This is a genomic window from Stenotrophomonas sp. S41 (assembly GCF_016624625.1).
In the GTDB taxonomy this organism is placed as follows: Bacteria; Pseudomonadota; Gammaproteobacteria; order Xanthomonadales; family Xanthomonadaceae; genus Stenotrophomonas.
This window is the reverse complement of sequence record NZ_JACVTV010000008.1, coordinates 48,405-73,339: the sequence shown is the minus strand read 5'-3', so window position 1 is coordinate 73,339 and position 24,935 is coordinate 48,405. Positions and strand designations below refer to the sequence as shown.

Genomic DNA, 24,935 nt, shown 5'->3' with positions numbered 1-24,935 from the left:
TGGATCTACTGACGGATCACGGCATCCACGCGTGGCGTGGATCTACTGACGGATCACGGCATCCACGCGTGGCGTGGATCTACTGACGACCGCTTCCAGTAGATCCACGCCATGCGTGGATGCGGTTGCGGTTGCGGTTGCGGTTGCGGCCCGGCGTTACCGGGCCTTTTCCACGAATTCGGCGAACACGGCGTCGATCTGCGCGTCCTTCACCTTCTTGCCCGACTGGATGTCGTCGGCCTGGGTGAACAGCGGGATGATCATCGCCATGCCATCGAGCTTGGTCTTCAGGTGCACGCCCGGGGCCTGGGTCAGGAAGCCGTCCCAGCGCTGGCGCACTTTCGCCCAGTAGCCGGCGGTGGCCTTCCAGTAATCGCGCGCGGGGCTGAAATCGACCTCGGTGGTGCGGATGTAGTCGTTGAAGCCGAATTCGCGGGCGATCTCGACCTGGCTGCCGTCGGCGTTGCGCTGCACCTTGGTGTTGAACTGTTCGTGGGTCCAGCCGTTCGGGGTGAGCGTGTGGCGGTTGACCACGGCCAGCGCGTTGTAGTCGCTGCGCTTGGTGTATTCGCGGCGCGGCAACGGGCGCCAGCTGATGTCGCTGGTCCAGGTCGGCACGTTGTTGTCGTAGGTCCAGGTGCCGGTGCCGCAGTAGCGCGGCGCGTCGCTCACTTCGTACACGCACTGGGTCCACGCGCCCTGGTTGATGGCCGCCGGAATCGTGCGCACCTGCCAGGTCTGGTCGGCGCTGAACTCGAAGCGGTTGCGCGCTTCATACACCCAGTCCTGCCGCCAGTGCTTGGTCACGTGGCCGCTCTTGGCATCCACCAGCAGGTGCTGCAGCACGATGCGCTGCGGGCTGTCCTCGACCACGATCACCACTTCGTTGCCGGCGCTGCGCATGGCCGGTGCACGCTCGTAGCCCGGCTTCAGCAGCACCGTTTCGTCGAAGGCGAAATCCACGGTGTATTCGCCCTGCATGGCCAGGATGCTGGCGTGGTCACGGGCGATATCGGTGGGCTGGGCGCTGGCGGTACCGGCGACGGCAAACAACAGCATCACGCTGGCGGCGTGCGACTTCATCAGGGAGTTCCTTGGGGAGTGTCAGGTTCGATGGGTGGCCATCCGTGGCCGCAATCGATCCATCAGGGTTCCATCAAACCGGGTTCAGAGGCGCACCAGCGGCAGGTCGCCGGGGATGCGCGGCGCGGGCCGGCGGGCGGCGTCGGCGCAGCAGCAGTCATCGATGGAGAGTTCGCCCTCGGCACCTTCCAGCCGGGCGATGCGGCGCGCGGTGGCCGCCCCCAGCGAGGACAGCGTGGACAGGCTGGCGGCCAGGGTGCTGCCGTCGTCGGCGGCATGCAGGCGCAGCGCACACAGGCGCCAGCGCTGGCCACCCAGGTGGCCGGCCAGGCGCCGCCACAGGCGCTCGCCGACACTGCCTTCGGCATCGTGTTCCGGGCCCGGCGGCAGGGATGCGACCAGCCGGTCCCAGGCGAGGAAATCGCTGTCGGGCAGCAGGTACAGGCGCCACACGCAGCGGCCGCGGCCATCGAGGAAGCAGAGGCTTTCGCGCAGACCTTCGCTGTCCACGCCCTGGCAGGCATGCACCGACACGGCCTGGCGCCAGCCACCCAGCTCGCTGCTGTCGGCGTGGTACAGGCACAGCACGGTGCCCAGCGCGGCCAGCTGCGCCGGCGTGGGCCAGGCCTGCAGCGCGTGGTGCGGCAGGAAGGACGACAGGCGACGGGCGGACAGGGCTCGGCTCATGAGATTCACCAGGACACGGCAGGAGTGGCCGACAGGGTCGGACCGGTGGCGTACGCGTCGCTTGGACGCGCGGCGAGGCAACAGGTCATCGGCAAGGGCCTGACCAGGCAGAGGGGGAGCCCCCGGCCACCGGCACGCCAGGCGTGCACGGACAGCCGAGGGGGAGAGAGCGGGAGCGGACGGGTCGCCCACCCTGCCAGCGCTGCCGGCAGGAGGGAGGGAGGCGGGCGACCAGACCGCGTTACTTGGTCAGGATCAGCTTGTCGTTGCTGGTGTGGCGCAGCCGGTAGAAACGGTCGCCGTGCTGGATCAGGATTTCGCGGCGGCCCTTCAGCAGGGCTTCGCTGTCGATCACTTCTTCCGGCGGAACGACACGCACCGGGCGGTCGCGCAGGGTCAGCGTTTCGGGGCGCAGCAGTACAGGTTGAGCATTCATGAGCATCTGGACTCGTGCGAGGGACGAGTTAGATGATAATGATTCTCAGTTAACAATCAACAACCATTCTCAATTCCATTGATGAGATTTATGATCGATTTCTCAATTTCGATAGATCACATCAATGGAAGGCGCGGATCGGGGGCCGATCCGCGCCGCGATGCCCTCAGGCGAAGGCCGATTCCACCTTCGCCCAGCCGGCATCGTCCACCTGCTGCAGCACGTCCAGCGCCTGCAGGTTCTGCAGCAGCTGGCTGACCCGGCTGGCGCCGAGGATCACGCTGGAGACATTCGGGTTGCGCAGGCACCAGGCGATGGCCAGGCTGGCCGGGGCATGGCCGAGCTCGGCGGCAACCTCGCTGAAGCGGCGTACCTGGGCCAGGCGCACGGCGGCGTTCTGGCCCAGCACCAGGTCCTGCAGCCAGCCCATGCCCTCGCGGCCCAGCCGGGCATCGGCCGGAATGCCCTGGTCGTACTTGCCGCTGAGCAGGCCCGAGGCCAGCGGCGAGAAGATGGTGGTCCCCAGCCCGGCGCTGGCATACAGCGGGGCGTACTCCACTTCCACCCGCTCGCGGTGCAGCAGGTTGTACTGCGGCTGTTCCATCGAGGGTGCCTGCCAGTTGTGGCGGGCGGCGATGTCCACCGCCTCCTCGATCTGCGTGGCCGACCACTCGGAAGTGCCCCAGTACAGCACCTTGCCCTGCCGGACCAAGGTGTCCATGGCATGCACGGTCTCGACGATCGGCGCGTCCGGATCCGGGCGGTGGCAGTAATAAAGGTCCAGATAGTCCACCCGCAGGCGCTTGAGCGCGGCATGGCAGGCGTCGGTCACATGCTTGCGCGACAGGCCGCGCTGGGTCGGGCGCGGGTCCTTGGCACTGCCGAAGAACACCTTGCTGGACACGCAGTAGCCGTCGCGCGGCAGGCGCAGGTCGGCGATCACGTCGCCCATCACCTGCTCGGCGCGGCCGTTGGCATAGCCCTCGGCGTTGTCGAAGAAGTTGATGCCGTGATCCCAGGCGGCGGCCACCAGGTTGCGGGCCTCGTCACGCGGCACCTGGTCGCCGAAGGTCACCCAGGCGCCGAAGGACAGGGCGGACACCGGCAGGCCGGTGGAGCCAAGGCGACGGTAGAGCATGCGATTCTCCTGTTGCAGGCCCGCATACGGGCCGGGATCGAGCCCCATTCTACCCGCCCCCGTCGGCGGCAAGCCCTTGCCGTTGCTGGCCTGATCGGTGCCGATGGGCCCGCGCACGCCGCTTTTCCTTGCCCCAGCCCCGGCCCTGCACTAGGCTTCCCGTTTTTCGCGCGCCCCCGGGGGGAGCTCTCATGGTCGAAGGTTTGGGCAGGATCGGCTTCGGCCTTTTCGGGTTGGCGGTGCTGATCGGCATCACCTGGCTGTTTTCCAACAACAAGCGCGCGGTGGACTGGAAGCTGGTCATCACCGGCATCACCCTGCAGATCGCCTTCGCGGCGCTGGTGATCCTGGTACCGGGCGGGCGTGACGTGTTCGATGCCCTGGGCAAGGGCTTCGTCAAGATCCTCAGCTTCGTCAACGAGGGCTCGGGCTTCATCTTCGGCTCGTTGATGGACACCCAGAACTACGGCTTCATCTTCGCCTTCCAGGTGCTGCCGACCATCATCTTCTTCTCGGCGCTGATGGGCGTGATGTACCACCTGAACGTCATGCAGGGCATCGTCCGCGTGATGGCGTGGTCGATCACCAAGGTGATGCGCGTGTCCGGTGCGGAAACCACCAGCGTCTGCGCCAGCGTCTTCATCGGCCAGACCGAGGCGCCGCTGACCGTGCGCCCGTACATCGCCAAGATGACCCAGTCCGAGCTGCTGACCATGATGATCGGCGGCATGGCGCACATCGCCGGCGGCGTGCTGGCGGCCTACGTGGGCATGCTCGGCGGCGGTGACCCGGCGCAGCAGGCCTTCTACGCCAAGCACCTTCTGGCGGCCAGCATCATGGCGGCCCCGGCCACCCTGGTCGTGGCCAAGCTGCTGATCCCGGAAACCGGCACCCCGCTGACCCGCGGCACGGTGAAGATGGAAGTCGAGAAGACCTCCAGCAACATCATCGACGCAGCCGCGGCCGGCGCCGGCGACGGCCTGAAGCTGGCGCTGAACATCGGCGCGATGCTGCTGGCCTTCATCGCCCTGATCGCCCTGCTGAACGCCCCGCTGACCTGGATCGGTGATGTCACCGGCCTGGCTGCCGCGATCGGCAAGCCGACCAACCTGTCGACCATCTTCGGTTACGTGCTGGCCCCGATCGCCTGGGTCATCGGTACCCCGTGGGCCGATGCCACCACCGTCGGCTCGCTGATCGGCCAGAAGGTCGTCATCAACGAGTTCGTGGCCTACACCGAGCTGTCGCAGATCGTGAACGGCCAGATCGCCGGCGTGTCGCTGTCCGACGAAGGCCGCCTGATCGCGACCTACGCCCTGTGCGGCTTCGCCAACTTCAGCTCGATCGCCATCCAGATCGGCGGCATCGGTGGCCTGGCCCCGGAACGTCGCCACGACCTGGCCAAGTTCGGCCTGCGCGCGGTGCTGGGCGGTACCATCGCCACCTTCATGACGGCGACCATCGCCGGCGTGCTGACGCACTTCAGTTGAACCCTTGTTTGAGAAGAAATCCCCTATGAGCAGCAGTGTCGTTGTCGTCGGTTCCTTCAATGTCGATCACGTGTGGCGGTGCGAAGCGCTGCCGGCGCCGGGCGCGACCATTGCCGGCCGCTACAGCACCGGCCCGGGTGGCAAGGGCTTCAACCAGGCCGTGGCCGCCTGCCGGGCCGGCGCCGACACCACGTTCGTGTGCGCACTCGGCGATGACGTCGGTGGCGCCACGGCGCGTGACCTGGCCGCGCAGGATGGCTTCGCGCTGATCGCCGAGGCCAGCAGCGAGCCGACCGGCACCGCCGGCATCTACGTCGATGCCCGTGGCCGCAACACCATCGTCATCGGCCCCGGCGCCAACGCCGCGCTGAGCACCGCGTTCCTGGAACAGCAGCAGGCGCTGCTGGCCGGTGCCAAGGTGGTGCTGGTGCAGCTGGAATCGCCGGTGCAGACCATCGAAGCCGCGCTGGCTGCGGCGCGCGAAGCCGGTGTCACCACCGTGCTGAATGCCGCACCGGCCGACGCCCCGTCCAGCATCGGCCTGCTGAAGCTGGCCGATGTGCTGACCCCGAACGAGACCGAGTTCGCGTCGCTGCTCGGCCGCCATGTGGGTGAGCGCGTGGATGCCGACGACGTGGCCGCGCTGGATGGCGCCAGCCTGCACGCGCTGTGCCGCAAGCTGGTCGGCAACGGCACCGTGGTGGTCACCCTGGGTGCGGTGGGCGTGTTCGTTTCGCACGCTGAGGAGAACCTGCGTGGCGACACGCAGCCGTACTACCGCGTGGGCGCCGAACAGGTGCAGGCGATCGACACCACCGGTGCCGGCGATGCCTTCAACGGTGCGCTGGCGGCCTCGATCGCCCAGGTGCCGGACGCGCCGTTCGCCCGCCACGTGCGCTTCGCCAACCAGTTCGCCGGCCGTTCCACCGAGAAGGAAGGCGCCGCTGCGGCGATGCCGCGCTTCACCCCGGCCGACGCTGAAGTGAAGTAACGCCACGCCATGCGTGGATGAAAACCCCGGGCGTGCGAATGCCCGGGGTTTTTTGTGTCCGGCGACACGCCCCATCCACGCATGGCGTGGATCTACCGGGTGCGTGGGCCGCACCATGCGTGAATGGAGGCTCCGGCCAGTAGATCCACGCCATGCGTGGATGGGCCTTCCCCCATGACCCAGCCGCCCACCATGACCGGGCCGTGGGGGCGGCGGAAGCGACCATCAAGCATCTGCTGATGCCGGTGTGGCATGAGGTCGGTCCGGATTGGCCTGAACAGGGCCGCCGCTGGCGGCGCGGCGGCCGGTCCTGCGGCCTACAATGGGCACATGCAGATCGGCCCGTACACCATTGCCCCCAACGTCGTGCTGGCGCCCATGGCCGGCGTCACCGACAAGCCTTTCCGCCTGCTGTGCAAACGGCTGGGCGCGGGTCTGGCCGCCTCGGAAATGACCATCAGCGACCCGCGCTTCTGGACAACGCGCAAGTCGATCCACCGCATGGACCACGAAGGCGAGCCGGCGCCGATCAGCGTGCAGATTGCCGGCACCGAGCCGCAGCAGCTGGCCGAGGCGGCGCGCTACAACGTCGACCACGGCGCGCAGATCATCGACATCAACATGGGCTGCCCGGCCAAGAAGGTGTGCAACGCCTGGGCCGGCTCGGCCCTGATGCGCGATGAACTGCTGGTGGCGCGCATCCTCGAAGCCGTGGTCAACGCGGTGGACGTGCCGGTCACCCTGAAGATCCGCACCGGCTGGGACTGCGACCATCGCAACGGGCCAGTGATCGCGCGCATCGCCGAGGACAGCGGCATCGCCGCGCTGGCCGTGCACGGCCGCACCCGCGACCAGCATTACACCGGCCAGGCCGAGTACGGCACCATCGGTGAGATCAAGGCCGCGCTGCGCATCCCGGTCATCGCCAACGGCGATATCGATTCGCCGCAGAAGGCCGCCCATGTGCTGCAGCAGACCGGCGTGGACGCGGTGATGATCGGCCGTTCCGCACAGGGCCGGCCATGGATATTCCGCGAGGTGGCGCACTACCTGGCCACCGGCCAGGAACTGGCGCCGCCCTCGCTGGAGGAAGTGCGCGACATCCTGCTGGGCCACCTGCATGCGCTGCATGCCTTCTACGGTGAGCCGCAGGGCGTGCGCATCGCCCGCAAGCACCTGGGCTGGTACGCCAAGGATCGGCCTGAGAACGCCGCCTTCCGCGCAGTGGTCAACCGCGCCGAAGACCCAGCCAGCCAGATCGCGTTGACCACCGAATATTTCGACCGCCTGATTGCCGGGGAACCGGCGATGCCCTCCGCTGCCTGACTGCGCCAGCCGCCTCGTAACCTGCCCGACTGCCTTGATCCGTAGAGTCGAGCTTGCTCGACTGGCCATTCCGAACAGTCGAGCAAGCTCGACTCTACGCGCCCTTTCCATCGATCACGCTCGACGCCCCAAGAGCCCGCCACCATGACGCCGCCGATCTCTTCCCCGACCTACCTGCACGGTTTTTCCGGCACCGAACAGCAGCGCCTGATGACCCAGGCGCGCCTGCTGGAATCGAGCATCTTCAGCCAGATCGACTACACCGGTGCGCGCCACCTGCTGGAAGTCGGCAGCGGCGTCGGTGCGCAGACTGAAATCCTGCTGCGCCGTTTCCCCGAGCTGCACGTCACCGGCGTGGACCTGAGCGAGGCGCAGCTGGCCACCGCGCGCGAGAACCTGGCCCGCACGCCGTGGTGCAGCGACCGCTACACCCTGCAGCAGGCCGATGCCGGCGAACTGCCGTTCGAGGCCCGCAGCTTCGATTCGGCGTTCCTGTGCTGGGTGCTGGAACACGTGCCCTCCCCTGCCCGCGTGCTCAGCGAAGTGCGCCGCGTGCTGGCCCCGGGCTCGCCGGTCTACATCACCGAAGTGATGAATGCCTCGTTCCTGCTGGACCCGTATTCGCCGCACATCTGGCGCTACTGGATGGCCTTCAACGATTTCCAGCACGACCACGGCGGCGACCCGTTCGTCGGCGCCAAGCTCGGCAACCTGCTGCTGGCCGGTGGCTTCCGCGACGTGCACACCGAGATCAAGACCATCCACCTGGACAACCGCGAACCGGCACGCCGCAAGACGATGATCGCGTTCTGGGAACAGCTGCTGCTGTCGGCCGCCGACCAGCTGCTGCAGGCCGGCGCCGTGGACGAGGACACCGTGGAAGGCATGCGCCGTGAGTTCCGCCTGGTGCAGAACGACCCGAACGCGGTGTTCTTCTATTCGTTCGTGCAGGGCCGCGCGACGGTGTATTGAGGCCCAGCGCCTGCGCGGCTGCGCAACCGGCTAGAATCCAGTGCGGTTTGACGCACACGATGGCGCACGTCAGACCGCGACTTCCGCGATCCTGTGGAAGTGCGTCCTGCGTTCTGCGCCCGAAGGGATTCGAGATGACCGCACGTGCAGTGATGGGGGGCGACGGCTTGCTCCTGGGTACCCGACAGGGCGGCCTTCTGGATGGGCTGGACCCGCGGCACGCGCGGTGGTGCGTGGTTGTTGTCACGGTGCTGTGCCTGCTGTATGTCGCCTTTGCACTGACGCCATCGTCCTACGCGATGGCCAGCCAGTACCTGGACCTCGAGCCGATCAAACCGCTGCTCGGCAAGGCGCGCGGCATCCGCATGGATGAGTGGACGGTCTATACCCCGTACATCCAGATCGCCGTGGCCAACGATTTCGGCCCGATCAATGCCCATTCTCCCTACCACGAGACCCTGCGCTCATTCCAGTCGCTGCCGCTGCTCGACTGGGGCCTGCCGTTCAAGCCCTATCACTGGGCCTTCTTCGTGCTGCCGCCGGCCAACGCCTATTCGTTCTTTTTCCTGTTCATGACGATGGCGTTCGTGTGCGGCTGGGCGCTGTTCCTGCGCCAGCTGCGGATGCCACCGCTGGCTGCGGTGCTGGTAGCGGCCACGCTCTATTTCTCGCCCTACATACAGGTCTGGTGGACCAGCAACGCGGGGGCCTTCGCGCTGGCGCCGTGGGCAGCCGTTGCCTGGTTGCGGGTGGAACACCGCGGGCTGCGCATCCTTGCCAGCGCCTACGCGCTCGCCGTCTGGCTGCTGGCCATCGCCTACCCGCCCTTCATCATCTCGGCCGGACTGGCAATGGCGGTTCTGGTGCTGGCCTTCCGCCGCGATGCCCTGGGTCTGCCACGGCTGCTGGATGCGGCGCTGGCGGGTGGTCTGGCGTTGGTCATCTTCCTGGGATATTTCCATGAAGCGATCGAAATCATGCGCAACACCGTGTATCCCGGGCAGCGGGAAAGTGCCGGTGGCGGGGTCAATCCAGTCGCGCTGGCCGCCCACTGGTTTCCCAACCTGATGACCCGCGGGTTCTACCCGCTGCCGGCCTTTGAACCCTCCAACGCCTGTGAGATCGCGGTTTTCAGCAGTCTGCTTCCGTTGTTCACCGCGGTGCTGGCCGACTGGGCCGGGGTTGCGCGCTGGGCGCGGGCGAACAGGCTTTCCCTGGCGCTGTTCGCCGCCGGCATTGCGCTGATCACCTGCTGGATCTTCCTGCGGGTCCCGCTGCTGGTCGGCAAGCTGACCGGCTTCTCCATGGTGCCGCCGACCCGCGCACTGCTGGCCTTCGGCCTGCTGTTGAACATCGGCTGCGCGCTCGTGCTGTTGAACGGCGGGGTATGCCTGCAGCGCCGCCGCCTGGTGCTGCTGGCCGGGCTGCTGCTGGCAGGCACGCTGGCCAAGTTCGCCTTTGGCCAGGGCAGCTACGCGCGCCTGCATGCCACGGCCGACGCCTGGCCGCTGCTGTGCGTAGGCGTGCTGGCCTTGGCAGCCAGACGTCCGCGCCTGGCAGCGCAGCCTGCGCTGCTGGTACTGGCCGTGGCCGCGCTCGGCAACCTGCTGACCAATGGCCTGTTCAATCCGGTGCAGTCCGCGCACCCGATCTTCGCCATGGACCGCGCCGCCGTGCTGGCGTCGATGCAGGCACGCGGCGGACAGATGGCCGCCGATGGCACCTGGGTGGTGCCGGGCCGCTACGGTGCACTGTTGCCTGGCCTTGGCATTCCTGCGGTCAACCATACGCTGTACTTCCCGCAACTGGCTTACTTCCGCCAGCACTTCCCGACGATGCCCGAAGACGCCTTCAACACCACGTTCAACCGCTACCACCACGTCATGGTCAGTGATGTAGCGGAGCCGCGCTCGATGTACGACGATCTGGTGGAGATACCCGCCGCTCCGATGCTGGCCGCACCCGCCGTGCCGCCAGCTCCGCCGCAGCAGTGAGGAGGCGTACATGATCACCCCAGCGCGGCAGGCCGCCTCACCCAAAGTCGCCGTCATCATTCCCTGCTACCGGGTCACCCGCCACGTGCTGGACGTGCTGGCCCGGATCGATGCGGGGGTGACGGCGATCTACTGCATCGATGACGCCTGCCCCGACGGCAGTGGCACGCTGATCGAGAGCAGCAGCCACGATCCCCGTGTGCGCGTGATCTTCCATCCTGTGAACCGTGGCGTGGGTGGCGCAATCAAAACGGGCTACCGCGCTGCCATCGCCGACGGCATGGACATCCTGGTCAAGGTCGACGGTGATGGCCAGATGGACCCGGGGCTGCTGATGGACTTCGTCACGCCCATTGCCGAAGGCCACGCCGATTACTGCAAGGGCAACCGCTTCTGGAACCTGGGCCACATCCGCCGCATGCCACGGCTGCGCCGGTTCGGCAACCTGATGCTGTCTTTCATGACCAAGGCCTCCTCCGGCTACTGGCAGGTGTTCGACCCGACCAACGGCTACACGGCCATCCACGCGCGGGTCGCCAGCCATCTGCCGCTTGAGTCGATCAGCAACCGCTACTTTTTCGAGACCGACATGCTGTTCCGGCTCAATACCGTGCGTGCAGTGGTCCAGGACGTGGCGATGGATGCGCATTACGCCGATGAGACCAGCAATCTGCGGATCAGCCGGATACTGGGTGAATTCGCCTTCAAGCACATTCGCAACACCCTCAAGCGGGTGGGCTACAACTATTTCCTGCGCGATCTCTCAATTGCGTCGCTGGAGCTGATTGCCGGTCTTTGCCTGCTCGGTTTCGGCGGCTGCTTCGGCCTTTATCACTGGATCAGCTCGGCCGCCGCAGACGTCGCCACACCGGTCGGCACGATCATGCTGGTCATGGTCTCGCTGATCTCCGGCCTGCAGTTCCTGCTGGCGTTCATCGGCTTTGACATCGCCAATGCGCCACGCCAGGTGCTTCATCGCTCGATCCAGGTCAACCGGCCGGCCCGGCCGGTCGACTGACAGGTTCCTGCGAGGCGCGCGTCAGCGTTGCGCAGGCACCGGCGCAGCCGCGCCCGTTGGCAGGGTTGGCGAAGGCTGCTGCCAGATCCGCTGCCACATCGCCACCAGCCGGTGCCCGGCATCGGCGCGTGCGGCCGGGCTGCTGTAATCCATGCGCTGCTGCTGCGGCACGATCGCCCGCCACTGCCCATCCACCTGCTCGGCCACCGCGAAGTTGAAGGTGTAGTCCGGCTCCAGGCCCATGCGCAGGTCACTCAGCACCAGCTGGTTGTCCACCACCTGCGCGCGCATGAAGCCGCGGTTGAACCACTGCAGCCGCTGCACCGCCGGAATCGCAGACGCTTCGCGCAGCGCCTGTACGTTGGACGGGTAGCCTTCAAACCGCATGGGCCCGTGGTCGGCCACCAGCGAACGGTCGCCCACCACGTAGCCACTGGGCGTCATCGCCACCACCCGCCACAGCAGCGTGTTGAACGGCATCGGCACGGAGAACCGCGGCGCATCGCCCAGGCCCATCGCGGCCAGGCTCCGCTGCGCGGCGCGGTCCACCTGGGCCTTGGCCACCAGGCCCCAGCCCAGGTAGGCCGTGCTGACCAGCAGCGAGACACCCAGCACCTTGCCCGCCCAGGGCCGTGCGCGCGCGAACCAGGCCACCACGCAGCCCAGCAGCAGCCACACGGTGTAGGCCGGGTCGATGATGAAGACGCTGGAACCCATCGTCGGATGCGGCCGCAGCGGCCACCACAGCTGGGTGCCGTAGACGGTGAACGCATCCAGCAGCGGATGGGTGACCAGGGCCAGCTGGATCGCCCAGAACCAGCGCAGCGGTGACTGCGCCACGCGGCCGTTGCCGAAGCGCTTGAACAGCCACCAGATCAGCGCGGCCACCCACGGCAGCACCAGCAGCGAATGGCTGAAGCTGCGGTGGTCGACCATGTTGGCCACCGGGTCGGCGGCAGCGAAGCCGAGCCACAGCGCATCGAGGTCAGGCAGCGTGCCGAGTGCGGCACCGGCCAGCAGGGCCGCACGGCGGTGGCCGGGCGGAGCGATGGCGGCAGCGACGGCGCCACCGAGAACGATCTGGGTCAACGAGTCCATGCGCCGATGCTAACGCGATGGCCTGGCGTTTGTAGGGTTCTGGCCAGGTAGAGACGACTGTCAGTCGACTGCTTGTGGATCCACCCGCGCTGCGCGCGTCAGTCGAGCAACGCTCGACTCTACAAGAGCAAGCCGAGCATGGGCTCGGCGCTACAGAAAGCAGGTGCTACGCCGCCTGCGACATCCGCGCGCCGGGCAGCTCCACCAATGTCTGCCCGTGGTGGTCCAGCAGGCGCAGCGCGCCGTCGTGGTCCTCGGCCAGCGCGGTCAGGCTTTCCACCCAGTCGCCGTCGTTCGCATAGACCAGCCCATCGCGCTCGACCAGCGCCGCGCGGTGGATGTGGCCGCAGATGATGCCGTCCAGCCCGCGCCGGCGCACGTCATCCAGGCCGGCCTGGACGAAGCGCTCGATGTAGCGCTCGGCGGCGCCGCTGCGCTTCTTCAGGAATTCGGACAGCGACCAGTAGCGCATGCCGAGCCGGCGCCGCACCGCGTTCAACGCCTGGTTGCCGGTGAGGATGCGGTAGTACAGCCAGTCGCCGAAGCGCTCCTGCAGGCCGCCGAAGTGGGTCACGCCGTCGTAGTCATCGCCGTGCGCCACCAGCAGGCGGCGGCCGTCGGCGGTCACGTGGATGGCGCGGCGGCGCACCTGCATGGCCGGCAGCATCAGACCGCACACATGGCGGAGCGAGGCATCGTGGTTGCCGGGGATGTAGATGATCTCGGTGCCGGCGCGGCGCAGCGCATGCAGTGCCTGGATCACCTCGCTGTGCGAGGCACGCCAGTTGGCACGGCGGTGCGCCATCCACCACAGGTCGATGATGTCGCCGACCAGGTACAGCCGCTCGCAGCGCAGCTGGCCGAGGAAGGTGGCCAGTTCGGCGGCGTGGCAGTGGCGCGACCCGAGGTGCACATCGGAGACGAACACTGCACGCCGGTGCGGCGACAGGTTCGCCAGCGCGCTCATGCCGGCATCCCCGCGTCGCGCAGGTAGCGTTTGCGTTTGTTTGGCCGGATCGCCTGCAGGTCCACTTCGATCAGGCCGTCGATCGAATCGCTGAAATCCGGATCGACGCCGAACGCGAGGAAGCGGGCGCCGCCGGGTTCGCACAGATCGGTGTACTGGCGGTACAGCGTCGGCACACCCGTGCCCAGCGCGGTCAGGTTGGCCTTCAGCACATCGAACGCAGCGCCGGCGTCGAGTTCACCGAAGCTGGGCGGTGCGGCGAAGTACTGGAACGGCTGGTTGGATTCGACCAGGCCGCTGCGGCCACCGTAGTAGCGCTGGTAGTAGGCCACCAGCTGTTCGCGCGCCTCGCGCGGCAGCGCGGCGCTGATCGACACCGCGCCGAACAGGTAGCGGATGCCCGGCTGGCACTGCAGGTAGGCACCGATGCCCTGCCACAGGTAATCCAGGCTGCGGCTGCCCCAGTAATCGGGCACCACGAAGCTGCGGCCCAGTTCCAGGCCTTCGGCGATGCGGGTGATGGCATCGTCGGAATAGCGGAACAGCGAGGCGCTGTAGAGCCCGGCCAGGCCGCGGCGGGCCAGGGCCTGTGCGCCGCGCATGATGCGGTAGGCACCGGCGATGCGCTGCGCGCTGCCGTCCCAGATGACGATGTGCTGGTACTGCAGGTCGTAGTCGTCCAGGTCGCGGCTGCGGCCGGTGCCCTCGCCCACCTGGCGGAAGGTCAGCTCGCGCAGCCGGCCCAGCTCGCGCAGCAGCGCCGAATCGGCGGTGCAGGTGGCCAGCAGGATCTGCTTGCCGTCACCGGTCTGGCCCAGCACCGTGGCCCGGGCGATATCGGCGGCCACCTGCGCCGGCGGCACCGGGGCGGCCAGTGGCTCGGGGCCGGCCGGCAGGCTGCCGGTGGCACTGTCCGCGGGGCCCAGGGCGTACAGCGCGCGGCGCACGGCCAGCAGCTGCGCGCCGGGGTCGCCCTGGCCCAGCTGCATCGGCTGGCCGATGCGCAGGCGCAGCGGGCGGCCGCGGCGGGCGAACATCTCGCGGGCCAGCAGGGCGGTGCCCGCCGGCTTGAACAGGGTCGAGGCGCCGTAGAACAGCGCCGAGTTGCGCGCTTCCACCCGCACCGGCAGCACCGGCGCCCCGGCGGCGCGGGCGAAACGGACGAAACCGCGCTGCCAGCGCCCATCGCGGATGCCCTGCAGCGACAGCCGCGACACTTCGCCGGCCGGGAACACGATGACGCACTGCTCGGCGTCCAGGGCCTGTTCCACCGCGTGCAGGCTGCCACGCTGGACCTTGCCGCCGAGGATGCGCACCGGCAGCAGCAGGTCCTGCAGCGGGCCGATGGCGCCCAGCAGGTCGTTGGCCACGATGCGCACGTCGCGCCGCACCCGGCCGACCGCGTCCAGCAGGGCCAGCGCGTCCAGCGCACCGGAAGGATGGTTGGCCACGATCAGCAGGCGGCCGCGGGCCGGGATCCGGGACAGGTCCAGCGGATCGACCTGGTAGCCGCTTTCGAGGAACTCCAGCCCGGCGGCGACGAAGTCGAAGCCGCGCAGATTCGCGCTGCGCTGCAGGAAGGCCTCCACCCGGTCCAGCCGCGACCAGCGGCCCACGCTGCGCAGCAGGGGCCGCGCCAGATGCCCGCGGCGGCCGCGGAACCAATCGGGGAAACGTTGCTGCAAGCGCTGCTCGAGTTCCTGCATGGCGTGCTCACTGATGCCCGGCGGCCGGATTGGCCGAGAGCCTGCGCCCGCCACGCGGCAGGCAGATGGCGGTTTGGCGGCAGAACGATGACGGCCCCGGCCAGTGGGCCCCGGGCCGTGAAGGCCGCCCGCCAATGGTCACGCCAGTGGAACACTGCCTGCGCACCATGGGCCCCGGAACCTCGCCAGGCCTTGTCCCGGCGGGCACAACACCTTAACCACCGGCAACCCATACGGGTTCACAATGCACAGGCGGCGCACCCCGTGTATGATGCGCGCCCATCTTTCCATCCGAATCAAGGGATATACCGCCTGATGTCCAGCTATCTCTTCACCTCCGAGTCGGTCTCCGAAGGCCATCCGGACAAGGTTGCCGACCAGATCTCCGATGCGGTGCTGGACGCGATCCTGACCCAGGACCAGCGCGCCCGCGTGGCCTGCGAGACCATGGTCAAGACCGGTGTTGCCATCGTCGCCGGTGAAATCACCACCAGCGCCTGGATCGACCTGGAAGCCCTGACCCGCAAGGTCATCACGGACATCGGCTACGACAGCTCCGACGTCGGCTTCGACGGCGCCACCTGCGGCGTGCTGAACCTGATCGGCAAGCAGTCGCCGCACATCGCCCAGGGCGTGGACCGCAAGAAGCCGGAAGAAATGGGCGCTGGCGACCAGGGCCTGATGTTCGGCTACGCCACCAACGAGACCGACAGCTTCATGCCGGCCGCGATCCACCTGTCGCACCGCCTGGTGGAACAGCAGGCCAAGATCCGCAAGAAGCGCAACTCGCCGCTGTCCTGGCTGCGCCCGGACGCCAAGAGCCAGGTCACCCTGCGCTATGAAAACGGCGTGGTCTCGGCCATCGACGCCGTGGTCCTGTCCACCCAGCACGCCCCGGGCATCAAGCAGAAGGACCTCATCGAGGCCGTCCGCGAAGAGATCATCAAGCCGGTGCTGCCGGCCAAGTGGCTGCACAAGGGCACCAAGTTCCACATCAACCCGACCGGCAAGTTCGAGATCGGCGGCCCGGTGGGCGACTGCGGCCTGACCGGCCGCAAGATCATCGTCGACACCTACGGCGGCTGGGCCCGTCACGGTGGTGGCGCCTTCTCCGGCAAGGACCCGTCCAAGGTCGACCGTTCGGCGGCCTACGCTGCCCGTTACGTCGCCAAGAACGTGGTTGCCGCCGGCCTGGCCGACCGTTGCGAAGTGCAGGTCTCCTACGCCATTGGCGTGGCTGAGCCGACCTCGATCTCGGTCACCACCTTCGGCACCGGCAAGATCAGCGACGACAAGATCGAGAAGCTGATCCGCAAGCACTTCGACCTGCGCCCGTACGGCATCATCAAGATGCTGGACCTGGTGCACCCGATGTACCAGCAGACCGCCGCCTACGGCCACTTCGGCCGCAAGCCGAAGGAATTCAGCTACCTCAACGGCGAAGGCGAGACCGTCAACGCCACGGCCTTCTCCTGGGAGAAGACCGACCGCGCCGCCGCCCTGCGCGCCGATGCGAAGCTCAAGTAAGACCGACGGGTAGAGCCGACTGTTAGTCGGCTGACCTTGCAGAAGGGCCGCGCAAGCGGCCCTTCTGCTTTGCGTAGAGTCGAGTTTGCTCGACTGCTCCTGGCAACCTCAGTCGAGCAAGCTCGACTCTACGCGGCCCCTGCCCGATACAATCGGTGCATGTCGACCGAACTGAAAACCCACCAGCTGTCCATGACCGTGCTGATGTCGCCGGACATGGCCAATTTCTCCGGCAAGGTCCACGGCGGTGCCGTCCTGCGCCTGCTCGACCAGGTGGCCTATGCCTGCGCCAGCCGCTATGCGGGCAGCTACGTGGTCACCCTGTCGGTGGACCAGGTGATGTTCCGCCAGCCCATCGCGGTGGGCGAGCTGGTCACCTTCCTGGCCTCGGTGAACTACACCGGTACCTCGTCGATGGAGATCGGCATCAAGGTCGTGGCCGAGGACATCCTCAAGCGCAGCGTGCGCCACGCCAACAGCTGCTTCTTCACCATGGTGGCGGTGGACGAGGAAGGCCGGCCGACGGCGGTGCCGCCGCTGCAGCCAGCCAGCTCGGACGAGAAGCGCCGCCAGGCCGCTGCGCAGATCCGCCGCCAGCTGCGGCAGGAAATGGAACAGCGGCACCTGGAGCTGCTGGCGTCGAACCCGCCGTCGCCGGAAGACTGACCGCGAACCCGGTAGGGCCGGCCGCTGGCCGGCAACCCTGCGTGCTGCCAAACATGATGGGATTGCCGGCCAGCGGCCGGCACTACCCTTCCTGTTCGGGCAGATAGGGCGACAGGAAAGACTCGATGTTCAACAGTGGATCGGCCTGTGCGAGTGCGGCCGACGCGTCCACCGACGACACCACGAACATGTAGTAGTCGTAACCGAAATGAACTTCGGCGCTGTCGCCCACCAGCTTGCACCAGATGACGTTGCGTAGCACGTCACGCGCCACCCGCTCGATCCCATCCAGATCCAGCGGCTGGCCCTCGTGGTAATCGCGTGAGTCACGCCGTTCAAGCGACTGGATGCGCAGTGACTCGACGCCGATGCCGACGCAGAAACGCCTGATCGCATCCAGATACGCATTCTCGACAACGAGGTAATCCTCGAGACTCACCAGGCTGCCGACATCACCGAAGTCCGTCCACCCTTCGGGCGGTGAGCAGAGGTATCCCTCGGGCATCCGCTGCCAGTACTTGGTGATACGCCAGGAATGCTTCATGGGGCGAGAGGATAACGGAACCGATATCGCGGTGATGCCGGCCAGCGGCCGGCACTACCCTTTCGAATTCACAGGTCAGCCGGTGTTCTGCACGCCCTGCGAAACGCCATTCACGCAGGCCACCAGCGCGCGCAGCAGGTCATCATCCTCGCGCCCGCTGGCCCGCCAGCGCTGCAGCAGGTCCACCTGCAGCACGCTGATCGGGTCCACGTAGGGATTGCGCAGGCGGATCGACAGCGCCAGCCGCGCATCATGGTCCAGCAGGGTCTGCTGCCCCATCAGCGCCAGCAGCCAGTGCCGGGTGAGCGCGAGCTCCTTCTCGACCTGCGGGAAGAAGCGACCGTGCAGGTCACCAGAGAGCTGCGAGAACTGTTCGGCGATGGTGATATCGCCCTTCGAGAGCACCATCGCGATGTCGTCGAGGAAGGTGCGGAAGAACGGCCAGTCACGCGCCATCTCGCGCAGCGTTTGTTCATGGCCGGCGTCCACCGCCGCCTGCAGGCCGCTGCCCACGCCGTACCAGCCGGGAATGACGGCACGCGCCTGGCTCCAGGCGAACACCCACGGAATCGCGCGCAGGTTGCCCAGCGCCGCATCCTGGCCCAGCCTTCGCGAAGGCCGCGAGCCCAGCGTCATGCGCTCGATCACATCGATCGGCGTGGCGCTGCGGAAGTAATCCATGAAACCGGGCTGACCGACGAACCCACGGTAGACCTCACTGCTGGCCGCAGCCACCACGTCCATCACCGGCCGCCACCCGTCTTCGCGCGGCTCCGGCGCACGCGGGCGCAGGCTGGCGCGCAGCACCGCCCCGGTGGCCTGTTCCAGCGAACGCAGCGCCAGCGCACGGATGCCGTACTTGCGGTGGATCACCTCGCCCTGCTCGGTCACCCGCAGGCGGCCATCGATGCTGCCGCGCGGCGATGCATCCACGGCGTGGGTAGTCTTGCCACCGCCACGGCTGATCGAACCACCACGGCCGTGGAAGAAGGTCAGGCGGATGCCGGCCTCGGCCGCGACATCCAGCAGTTCCACCTGCGCACGCTGCAGGCCCCAGCGCGAGGCGGCGATGCCGCCGTCCTTGCTGCTGTCCGAGTAACCCAGCATCACCATCTGCACGTCATCGCGTGCACGCAGGTGCGCGCGGTACACCGGATCCTCCAGCAGGTCGCGCAGGGTGGCGGTGCCACGCTTGAGGTCGTCCACGGTTTCAAACAGCGGCGCGATGTCGAGCGGCACGCCGCCATCGGCATCGACCAGGCCACCGCGTCGCGCCAGTGCCAGCACGGCCAGCACGTCGCCGCGATCGTGCGCCATCGAAATGATGTAGCTGCCCAGTGCATCGCCACCATGGCGTGCACGTGCATCGGCCAGCGCCGCGAAAACCGCATCCAGGCGCTGGTTGCCCTCGTCATCGCCCTTGGGCAGCGGTGTTTCGCCGCTGGCATGCGGGCCCAGCAGGCGTGCACGTCCCAGTGCATCCAGTGACTGCCAGGCGTCTTCGCCGCCCAGCACTGCAGCGAGTGCGCGTGCATGCACGCTCGATTCCTGGCGCACGTCCAGCCGCGCCAGATGGAAACCGAAGGTCTTCACCCGCCACAGCAGGCGCTGCACGGCGAAGCCACCGGCGTGCTCGCCACGGTGGGCATGCAGGCTGTCGAGGATCAGCTGCAGGTCGTCGATCAGTTCGTCCGGGCCGGCATACGCACCCTCGCCATCATCCAGCGTGGCCTGCAGGCGCGCGCGCATGCGGTCGTTGAGCAGGCGGTACGGCATGTCGGCGTGGCGCGGGCGCGACTGCACCTGCGGCAGCAGCTGCTGGTAGTGCGCCACGCGCGCCTGCAGCGCATCGCTCACGCCCACCCGTTCGGTGGACTGGCTGAGCAGGCTGGCCAGCTGCAGCAGTTCCTTCTGGTAGCGCCCGAGCACCGCCTGCCGCTGTGCATCCAGCGTGTTGCGGATGGTGCCGGCATCCACGTTCGGGTTGCCGTCCATGTCACCGCCCACCCACGTGCCGAAGCGCAGCAGGCGCGGCAGCGGCAGCTCCTCGCCGTAGGTATCGCGCAGCGCCTGCTGCAGCGATTCGTACAGCACCGGAATCACCCGGTACAGCACCTGCACCAGATAGAAGCCGACGTGCTCGCGTTCGTCATCGACGGTGGGCCGCACCGGCGAGGAATCGGTGGTCTGCCACGACGCGGTCAGCGCCATGCGGAAGCGCGCGGCATCGGCAGCAGCCTCGCCCGGCGTGCGCTGGCCATCCAGGTTGTCCACCAGGCTGGCCACCATCAGCTGTTCTTTCTCCAGCAGCGCGCGGCGCACCGCCTCGGTCGGGTGCGCGGTGAACACCGGTTCGATGTCGATGCGCGGCAGCCACTGCGCCAGCTCGTCCAGGCCTACGCCCTGCGCCTTCAGGTGCTGCAGCGCATCCTGCAGGCCATCGGGCTGCGCCGCGGCAGTACCGGCACGCTGGTAATCACGGCGGCGGCGGATGCGGTGCACGCGCTCGGCGATGTTGACCACCTGGAAGTACGTGCTGAACGCACGCACCATGGTTTCGGCCTGCTCCGGCGTGCGCCCGGCCAGGCCATCGGCCAGCTCGGACAGCGGTGCCTGGTTCTCGCGGCGCGCGATCGCGCGGGTGCGCACGTCCTCGACGTCGTCGAGGAACGCGGCGGACACCTGTTCGACCAGCAGGTCGCCGACCAGTGCGCCCAGTCGGCGCACATCATCGCGAAGCGGAAGATCGGGGGAAGCGAATTCGATGCTGCTGCGGTACTCGTTCATCGGCGACGCACGAACCTCGGGGCATGATCCGTCGCCAAGCCTATCCCAATTCGAAGCCGTTGCTGCGTTGCAGAAATGGTTTCATCTGCACGTATCCGCCGGCTACGGATACACCGGTCGGGCAAACACCGCCGGGGTAGAGTCGACCGTTGGTCGACTGCTCTTCTTGCGGCGCTTGGAAAGCCCGCGCTGCGCGCGATAGTCGACCAACGGTCGACTCTACCCCGCCGGAGCAACAGGCGGCCCCCGTTGCAGGGGCCGCCATCATCACGCGCGCGGTCAGCGCTTCTTCTTCGCCTTGCCCTGCTGCACCGGGCCGATGGTCTGTTCCAGCCAGCGCTCGCTCTCGGCCAGCATGGTCATGATCGATTCGCGTGCGCGGTAGGCGTGCGATTCGTTCGGCAGCATCACCAGCCGCGCGGTACCACCCAGGCCCTTCACCGCGGCGAACATGCGCTCGCTCTGGATCGGGAACGTGCCGGAGTTGTTGTCGTCCACGCCGTGGATGAAGAGGATCGGATCCTTGATCTTGTCCGCGTAATTGAACGGCGCCATCTTCTGGTAGACGTCCTGCGCCTGCCAGTAGTTGCGCTCCTCGGCCTGGAAACCAAACGGGGTGAGCGTGCGGTTGTAGGCGCCGCTGCGGGCGATGCCGGCCTTGAACAGGCGGGTGTGCGCCAGCAGGTTGGCGGTCATGAACGCACCGTAGGAATGGCCACCGATGGCGATGTGCCCGCGGTCGGTCACGCCACGACGCACCACTTCGTCCACCGCGGCCTGTGCATTGGCCACCAGCTGTTCGATGTAGGTGTCATTGGGTTCCTTGTCACCTTCGCCGATGATCGGCATGGTCGGGCTGGCCAGCACCACGTAGCCCTTGGCCAGGAACGCCTGCGGACCCCAGTAGCTGATCGCGTTGAAGCGGTACGGCGAATCGGTCACCTGGCTGGCGGCCGCGGCACTCTTGAACTCACCCGGGTAGGCCCACATCAGCAGCGGCCGCGGGCCATCACGCTTGGGGTCGTAACCCGGCGGCAGCAGCAGCGTCGCGGTCAGGTCCACGCCGTCGGCACGCTTGTAGCGGATCTGTTCCTTCTGCACGCCCTTCAGCTGCGGCAGCGGGTGGGCGAAACGGGTCAGCGCGCGCGGTGCGGCATCGGCCTGGGCCAGCGACTGCACGTAGAAGTTGGTCGGCTCGTCCGGGCTTTCGCGGGTCAGCAGCAGCGACTCACCTTCCTGGTCCAGCAGCGCGACCGGTGCCGAATAGACCGGTGCCTGCGAATGGAACAGGCGGGTGGCCTTGCGGCTTTCGATGTCGAAGCGGTCGACGAACGGACGGTCACCTTCCGGCGACGCGCCCTGCCCGTACAGGAAGATGCTGCGGCCATCGGCGGTGGTCTGCAGGCGGCTGCGGCCGTTGACGTCGCGCACCACGCCGGCGCGGCCCGGATCGTTGTAGCGGTCCTGTGCATCGCGGTCCCACAGCAGCTGCGGCGACTGCGTCGCGTCGTCCGGGGTGATGCGCCAGGTCTTGGTGTTGCGCGTCTTCCACCACGATTCGCTGAGCAGGGCCAGATCGCCACGGCCCCAGGTGATGCCACCGAAACGGCTGCCCAGCTGGGCCAGGGTCACCGGCGGCTTCTCGAACGGCGCTGCCTGCATGAACACCGCATCGCGCACCTTGGCGTCGCGGTTCGGGTCACCGCCGTCCTGCGCTTCGGCCCAGACCAGGGTGGCCGGCGCATCGGCGCGCCAGCTGATGTCACGCACGCCGGTCACCTCGGCATCGTTGCCGGTCGGCAGGCCTTCCACCAGCGGGCGCGAGGCCACGCTGTGGGCCAGCTGGCCGTTGCGGTCGAGCACGTCGATGCGGCGCGGGAAGCTGCCCACCGGCACCACGTAGGAGTACGGGCGCTGCACGGTCTGGCTGAGCAGGTAGTTGCCGTCCGGCGAGGCCGACAGGCCCAGGTAGATGCCGGCCATGCCGATGGCGCGGGCCTGGCCGTCCAGGCCGACCTGCATCGGCTGCGCACGCGCGTAGTAGTCGAACAGGCGCGCGTCGGCTTCGTTCTTCAACAGATCCTGGTAGGTGCGGATGGACACCACGCCGCTGTTCTTGCCGGTCTGCTGCACGGCCGGGCCGGTCGGGATGCCATCGGCCGGCGGCGGATCACCGGCATTGGCCAGGCGGGTCATCACGATCAGGCCGCGGCTGTCGGGCAGCCACTGGTAGCCATCGCCGAACACCGTGTTGAGGTTGGTCTGCAGGCGGCGCGCACTGCCGTTGGCCACATCCACCAGCCACAGCTCGTTGGCACCGCTGGCGGCGTCGACCTGGTTGAAGGCCAGCCACTTCTGGTCGGGCGACCAGGCCAGGCCAGCGATCGACAGCTGCGCCGGCAGGCCGCTGATCTGGCGTTCCTTGCCGTCGGCCACGTTCATCAGCCACAGCTTCTCGCCGAAGCTGAAGCGGCTGTCGGAGAACGTGCGCGGGTTGATGCGGACGCCGGCCAGCTTCAGTTCCGGCTGCGCCACCACCTGGATCGACGGCAGCGACGGCATCTGCATCAGCGCGGCCACGTCGCGGCGCGGCGACAGGAACAGGCTGGGCGCACGCGGCGCATCGACCACCGCCTGCAGCGCGGCCGAGGGCAGCTCATAACCGGCCACGTCCCTGGCGGCGGCCACCTGCGGGCTGTCGGCCGACCACGCCTGCGGGACCACCGCCAGCAGGGCCATGGACAGGACCAAGCCGGTCCAGCGCCGGCTGCGGCGCGCGTGCTTGCTCATCGTTCTTCCTGTTTTGGATGCGTGAAGACCTTCGACCTTAACAGGCGCCGACCCGCGCCCCATCTGCCGATGGTTGGGTCGCTCCGGTTCCGGCCCGGGGCCGCGATATACTGGGCGTTCTCCCCTGCCGAGGGGCGCTGCGACCGGATCCCCTGAGGCCCGGCCAGGCTCGGTAAGGTGGCTTTGTAACAACGGCGCCCGGCTAGATGCGAGTATCCGCTCGCCCACAACCGGAGCTACTGCATGAACGCTGTTGCCAAGACCTTCTCCACCGAAGGTGACTACAAGATCCGCGACATCACCTTGGCCGACTGGGGTCGCAAGGAACTGGACATCGCCGAGCACGAGATGCCGGGCCTGATGTCGATCCGCCGCAAGCACGCCACCAGCCTGCCGCTGAAGGGCGTGCGCGTGACCGGCTCGCTGCACATGACCATCCAGACCGCGGTGCTGATCGAGACCCTGAAGGACATCGGCGCCGACGTGCGCTGGGCCTCGTGCAACATCTTCTCGACCCAGGACCACGCCGCTGCGGCCATCGCCGCCACCGGCACCCCGGTGTTCGCCTGGAAGGGCGAGAGCCTGGAAGAGTACTGGGACTGCACCCTGGACGCGCTGACCTTCACCCTGCCCGACGGCACCCTGACCGGCCCGGAGCTGGTGGTGGACGACGGCGGTGACGTGACCCTGCTGATCCACAAGGGCCTGGAGCTGGAAAACGGCAGCAACTGGGTCAATGAAAAGGCTGATTCGCACGAAGAACAGGTCATCAAGAACCTGCTCAAGCGCGTGGCCGTCGAGCGCCCGGGTTACTGGGGCCGCGTGGTCAAGGATTGGAAGGGCGTCTCCGAAGAGACCACCACCGGCGTGCACCGCCTGTACCAGCTGGCCCAGGCCGGCACCCTGCTGATCCCGGCGATCAACGTCAACGACTCGGTCACCAAGAGCAAGTTCGACAATCTGTACGGCTGCCGCGAGTCGCTGGCCGATGGCCTGAAGCGCGCGATGGACGTGATGCTGGCCGGCAAGGTGGCCGTGGTCTGCGGCTACGGCGACGTGGGCAAGGGCTGCGCCGCGTCGCTGCGTGCCTACGGCGCGCGCGTCATCGTCACCGAGATCGACCCGATCTGCGCCCTGCAGGCGGCGATGGAAGGCTATGAAGTCAACACCATCGAATCGACCCTGGGCCGTGCCGACCTGTACGTCACCACCACCGGCAACAAGGACATCATCCGCATCGAGCACCTGAGCGCGATGAAGGACCAGGCCATCGTCTGCAACATCGGCCACTTCGACAACGAGATCCAGGTCGATGCGCTGGTGGCGTTCCCGGGCGTGCAGCACGTGAACATCAAGCCGCAGGTGGACAAGTACATCTTCCCGGCTTCTGATGGAAGTGCTGGCAATGCGATCTTCCTGCTGGCCGAAGGCCGCCTGGTGAACCTGGGCTGCGCCACCGGCCACCCGAGCTTCGTCATGTCCAACTCGTTCGCCAACCAGACCCTGGCCCAGATCGACCTGTGGGCCAACAAGGACAGCTACGAGAAGAAGGTCTACCTGCTGCCCAAGCACCTGGACGAAGAAGTGGCCCGCCTGCACCTGGAAAAGATCGGCGTGAAGCTGACCACCCTGACCCAGGAACAGGCCGACTACATCGGCGTGCCGGTGGAAGGCCCGTTCAAGCCGGACCACTACCGCTACTGATGCCGTGCCCG

General features: G+C 67.6%; 19 protein-coding genes and 1 riboswitch. Of the genes, 9 read left to right on the top strand and 10 right to left on the bottom strand.

Going from position 1 to position 24,935, the window contains the following annotated elements; translation table 11 throughout:
- Positions 1 to 156: 156 nt before the first annotated feature.
- The 4 genes from IAE56_RS03590 to IAE56_RS03575 all read right to left on the bottom strand — a co-directional run bounded on the left by IAE56_RS03590 (position 157) and on the right by IAE56_RS03575 (position 3,344).
- The gene (locus IAE56_RS03590; protein WP_200751487.1) at positions 157 to 1,083 is read right to left on the bottom strand and encodes a DUF6607 family protein; all 927 of its coding nucleotides are present in this window, start codon (positions 1,081 to 1,083) and stop codon (positions 157 to 159) included.
- 84 nt (positions 1,084 to 1,167) lie between these two features.
- The gene (locus IAE56_RS03585; protein WP_200751486.1) at positions 1,168 to 1,770 is read right to left on the bottom strand and encodes a Hemin transport protein; all 603 of its coding nucleotides are present in this window, start codon (positions 1,768 to 1,770) and stop codon (positions 1,168 to 1,170) included.
- 241 nt (positions 1,771 to 2,011) lie between these two features.
- The gene (locus tag IAE56_RS03580) at positions 2,012 to 2,206 is read right to left on the bottom strand and encodes a hemin uptake protein HemP (protein WP_005412278.1); all 195 of its coding nucleotides are present in this window, start codon (positions 2,204 to 2,206) and stop codon (positions 2,012 to 2,014) included.
- A 166-nt stretch (positions 2,207 to 2,372) separates the two neighbouring features.
- Positions 2,373 to 3,344: an aldo/keto reductase gene (locus IAE56_RS03575; protein WP_200751485.1), complete on the bottom strand. Its 972-nt coding sequence runs from the start codon at positions 3,342 to 3,344 to the stop codon at positions 2,373 to 2,375.
- A gap of 191 nt (positions 3,345 to 3,535) precedes the next feature.
- Between IAE56_RS03575 and IAE56_RS03570 the strand changes: the two genes are divergently transcribed.
- From IAE56_RS03570 to IAE56_RS03545, 6 genes are all read left to right on the top strand, one after another.
- Complete coding sequence (locus tag IAE56_RS03570; protein WP_108767780.1) at positions 3,536 to 4,834, top strand: nucleoside transporter C-terminal domain-containing protein; 1,299 nt, start codon at positions 3,536 to 3,538, stop codon at positions 4,832 to 4,834.
- A 25-nt stretch (positions 4,835 to 4,859) separates the two neighbouring features.
- On the top strand, positions 4,860 to 5,825 hold the full coding sequence (locus tag IAE56_RS03565) for a ribokinase (protein WP_108767779.1): 966 nt from the start codon (positions 4,860 to 4,862) through the stop codon (positions 5,823 to 5,825).
- A 330-nt stretch (positions 5,826 to 6,155) separates the two neighbouring features.
- The gene (gene dusB / locus IAE56_RS03560; protein ID WP_200751484.1) at positions 6,156 to 7,151 is read left to right on the top strand and encodes a tRNA dihydrouridine synthase DusB; all 996 of its coding nucleotides are present in this window, start codon (positions 6,156 to 6,158) and stop codon (positions 7,149 to 7,151) included.
- A gap of 144 nt (positions 7,152 to 7,295) precedes the next feature.
- Entirely contained in the window at positions 7,296 to 8,123 is an 828-nt protein-coding gene (locus IAE56_RS03555; protein WP_150453395.1) for a class I SAM-dependent methyltransferase, read from the top strand.
- A gap of 134 nt (positions 8,124 to 8,257) precedes the next feature.
- Positions 8,258 to 10,117, top strand: a complete 1,860-nt coding sequence (locus IAE56_RS03550; protein ID WP_200751483.1) for a hypothetical protein — start codon at positions 8,258 to 8,260, stop codon at positions 10,115 to 10,117.
- A gap of 10 nt (positions 10,118 to 10,127) precedes the next feature.
- Positions 10,128 to 11,135 (top strand): glycosyltransferase family 2 protein, encoded by a 1,008-nt coding sequence (locus tag IAE56_RS03545; protein ID WP_200751482.1) that lies wholly within the window; start codon positions 10,128 to 10,130, stop codon positions 11,133 to 11,135.
- Between the two features lie 21 nt (positions 11,136 to 11,156).
- On the opposite strand, the gene IAE56_RS03540 is transcribed toward IAE56_RS03545, so the two are convergent.
- From IAE56_RS03540 to IAE56_RS03530, 3 genes are all read right to left on the bottom strand, one after another.
- Positions 11,157 to 12,233, bottom strand: a complete 1,077-nt coding sequence (locus IAE56_RS03540) for a metal-dependent hydrolase (RefSeq protein WP_200751481.1) — start codon at positions 12,231 to 12,233, stop codon at positions 11,157 to 11,159.
- Positions 12,234 to 12,399: 166 nt separating this feature from the next.
- Positions 12,400 to 13,200 carry a UDP-2,3-diacylglucosamine diphosphatase gene (locus IAE56_RS03535; protein WP_108767775.1) on the bottom strand — a complete coding sequence of 267 codons (801 nt, stop codon included), beginning with the start codon at positions 13,198 to 13,200 and terminating at the stop codon, positions 12,400 to 12,402.
- The gene (locus IAE56_RS03530) at positions 13,197 to 14,906 is read right to left on the bottom strand and encodes a lysophospholipid acyltransferase family protein (RefSeq protein WP_200751480.1); all 1,710 of its coding nucleotides are present in this window, start codon (positions 14,904 to 14,906) and stop codon (positions 13,197 to 13,199) included. The genes IAE56_RS03535 and IAE56_RS03530 overlap by 4 nt, the downstream gene beginning before the upstream one ends.
- A gap of 315 nt (positions 14,907 to 15,221) precedes the next feature.
- Between IAE56_RS03530 and metK the strand changes: the two genes are divergently transcribed.
- Both metK and IAE56_RS03520 read left to right on the top strand, forming a co-directional pair.
- The gene (gene metK, locus IAE56_RS03525) at positions 15,222 to 16,433 is read left to right on the top strand and encodes a methionine adenosyltransferase (RefSeq protein ID WP_079220656.1); all 1,212 of its coding nucleotides are present in this window, start codon (positions 15,222 to 15,224) and stop codon (positions 16,431 to 16,433) included.
- A 159-nt stretch (positions 16,434 to 16,592) separates the two neighbouring features.
- Positions 16,593 to 17,099, top strand: a complete 507-nt coding sequence (locus IAE56_RS03520) for an acyl-CoA thioesterase (RefSeq protein ID WP_164073371.1) — start codon at positions 16,593 to 16,595, stop codon at positions 17,097 to 17,099.
- 82 nt (positions 17,100 to 17,181) lie between these two features.
- On the opposite strand, the gene IAE56_RS03515 is transcribed toward IAE56_RS03520, so the two are convergent.
- The 3 genes from IAE56_RS03515 to IAE56_RS03505 all read right to left on the bottom strand — a co-directional run bounded on the left by IAE56_RS03515 (position 17,182) and on the right by IAE56_RS03505 (position 23,220).
- A complete protein-coding gene (locus IAE56_RS03515; protein ID WP_200751479.1) occupies positions 17,182 to 17,643 on the bottom strand; it encodes a hypothetical protein in 462 nt (153 codons plus the stop codon).
- Positions 17,644 to 17,718: 75 nt separating this feature from the next.
- Positions 17,719 to 20,430, bottom strand: a complete 2,712-nt coding sequence (gene ppc, locus IAE56_RS03510; protein WP_200751478.1) for a phosphoenolpyruvate carboxylase — start codon at positions 20,428 to 20,430, stop codon at positions 17,719 to 17,721.
- Positions 20,431 to 20,709: 279 nt separating this feature from the next.
- Positions 20,710 to 23,220 carry a prolyl oligopeptidase family serine peptidase gene (locus tag IAE56_RS03505; RefSeq protein ID WP_200751477.1) on the bottom strand — a complete coding sequence of 837 codons (2,511 nt, stop codon included), beginning with the start codon at positions 23,218 to 23,220 and terminating at the stop codon, positions 20,710 to 20,712.
- 123 nt (positions 23,221 to 23,343) lie between these two features.
- Positions 23,344 to 23,427, top strand: a riboswitch (S-adenosyl-L-homocysteine riboswitch).
- Positions 23,428 to 23,463: 36 nt separating this feature from the next.
- Between IAE56_RS03505 and ahcY the strand changes: the two genes are divergently transcribed.
- Positions 23,464 to 24,924 (top strand): adenosylhomocysteinase, encoded by a 1,461-nt coding sequence (gene ahcY / locus IAE56_RS03500; protein ID WP_200751476.1) that lies wholly within the window; start codon positions 23,464 to 23,466, stop codon positions 24,922 to 24,924.
- Positions 24,925 to 24,935 lie beyond the last annotated feature (11 nt).

Coding starts and splice junctions, on each gene's coding strand:
- IAE56_RS03590 (WP_200751487.1), bottom strand. CDS start 1,083: ATGAAGTCGCACGCCGCCAGCGTGATGCTGTTGTTTGCCGTCGCCGGT.
- IAE56_RS03585 (WP_200751486.1), bottom strand. CDS start 1,770: ATGAGCCGAGCCCTGTCCGCCCGTCGCCTGTCGTCCTTCCTGCCGCAC.
- IAE56_RS03580 (WP_005412278.1), bottom strand. CDS start 2,206: ATGAATGCTCAACCTGTACTGCTGCGCCCCGAAACGCTGACCCTGCGC.
- IAE56_RS03575 (WP_200751485.1), bottom strand. CDS start 3,344: ATGCTCTACCGTCGCCTTGGCTCCACCGGCCTGCCGGTGTCCGCCCTG.
- IAE56_RS03570 (WP_108767780.1), top strand. CDS start 3,536: ATGGTCGAAGGTTTGGGCAGGATCGGCTTCGGCCTTTTCGGGTTGGCG.
- IAE56_RS03565 (WP_108767779.1), top strand. CDS start 4,860: ATGAGCAGCAGTGTCGTTGTCGTCGGTTCCTTCAATGTCGATCACGTG.
- dusB (WP_200751484.1), top strand. CDS start 6,156: ATGCAGATCGGCCCGTACACCATTGCCCCCAACGTCGTGCTGGCGCCC.
- IAE56_RS03555 (WP_150453395.1), top strand. CDS start 7,296: ATGACGCCGCCGATCTCTTCCCCGACCTACCTGCACGGTTTTTCCGGC.
- IAE56_RS03550 (WP_200751483.1), top strand. CDS start 8,258: ATGACCGCACGTGCAGTGATGGGGGGCGACGGCTTGCTCCTGGGTACC.
- IAE56_RS03545 (WP_200751482.1), top strand. CDS start 10,128: ATGATCACCCCAGCGCGGCAGGCCGCCTCACCCAAAGTCGCCGTCATC.
- IAE56_RS03540 (WP_200751481.1), bottom strand. CDS start 12,233: ATGGACTCGTTGACCCAGATCGTTCTCGGTGGCGCCGTCGCTGCCGCC.
- IAE56_RS03535 (WP_108767775.1), bottom strand. CDS start 13,200: ATGAGCGCGCTGGCGAACCTGTCGCCGCACCGGCGTGCAGTGTTCGTC.
- IAE56_RS03530 (WP_200751480.1), bottom strand. CDS start 14,906: ATGCAGGAACTCGAGCAGCGCTTGCAGCAACGTTTCCCCGATTGGTTC.
- metK (WP_079220656.1), top strand. CDS start 15,222: ATGTCCAGCTATCTCTTCACCTCCGAGTCGGTCTCCGAAGGCCATCCG.
- IAE56_RS03520 (WP_164073371.1), top strand. CDS start 16,593: ATGTCGACCGAACTGAAAACCCACCAGCTGTCCATGACCGTGCTGATG.
- IAE56_RS03515 (WP_200751479.1), bottom strand. CDS start 17,643: ATGAAGCATTCCTGGCGTATCACCAAGTACTGGCAGCGGATGCCCGAG.
- ppc (WP_200751478.1), bottom strand. CDS start 20,430: ATGAACGAGTACCGCAGCAGCATCGAATTCGCTTCCCCCGATCTTCCG.
- IAE56_RS03505 (WP_200751477.1), bottom strand. CDS start 23,220: ATGAGCAAGCACGCGCGCCGCAGCCGGCGCTGGACCGGCTTGGTCCTG.
- ahcY (WP_200751476.1), top strand. CDS start 23,464: ATGAACGCTGTTGCCAAGACCTTCTCCACCGAAGGTGACTACAAGATC.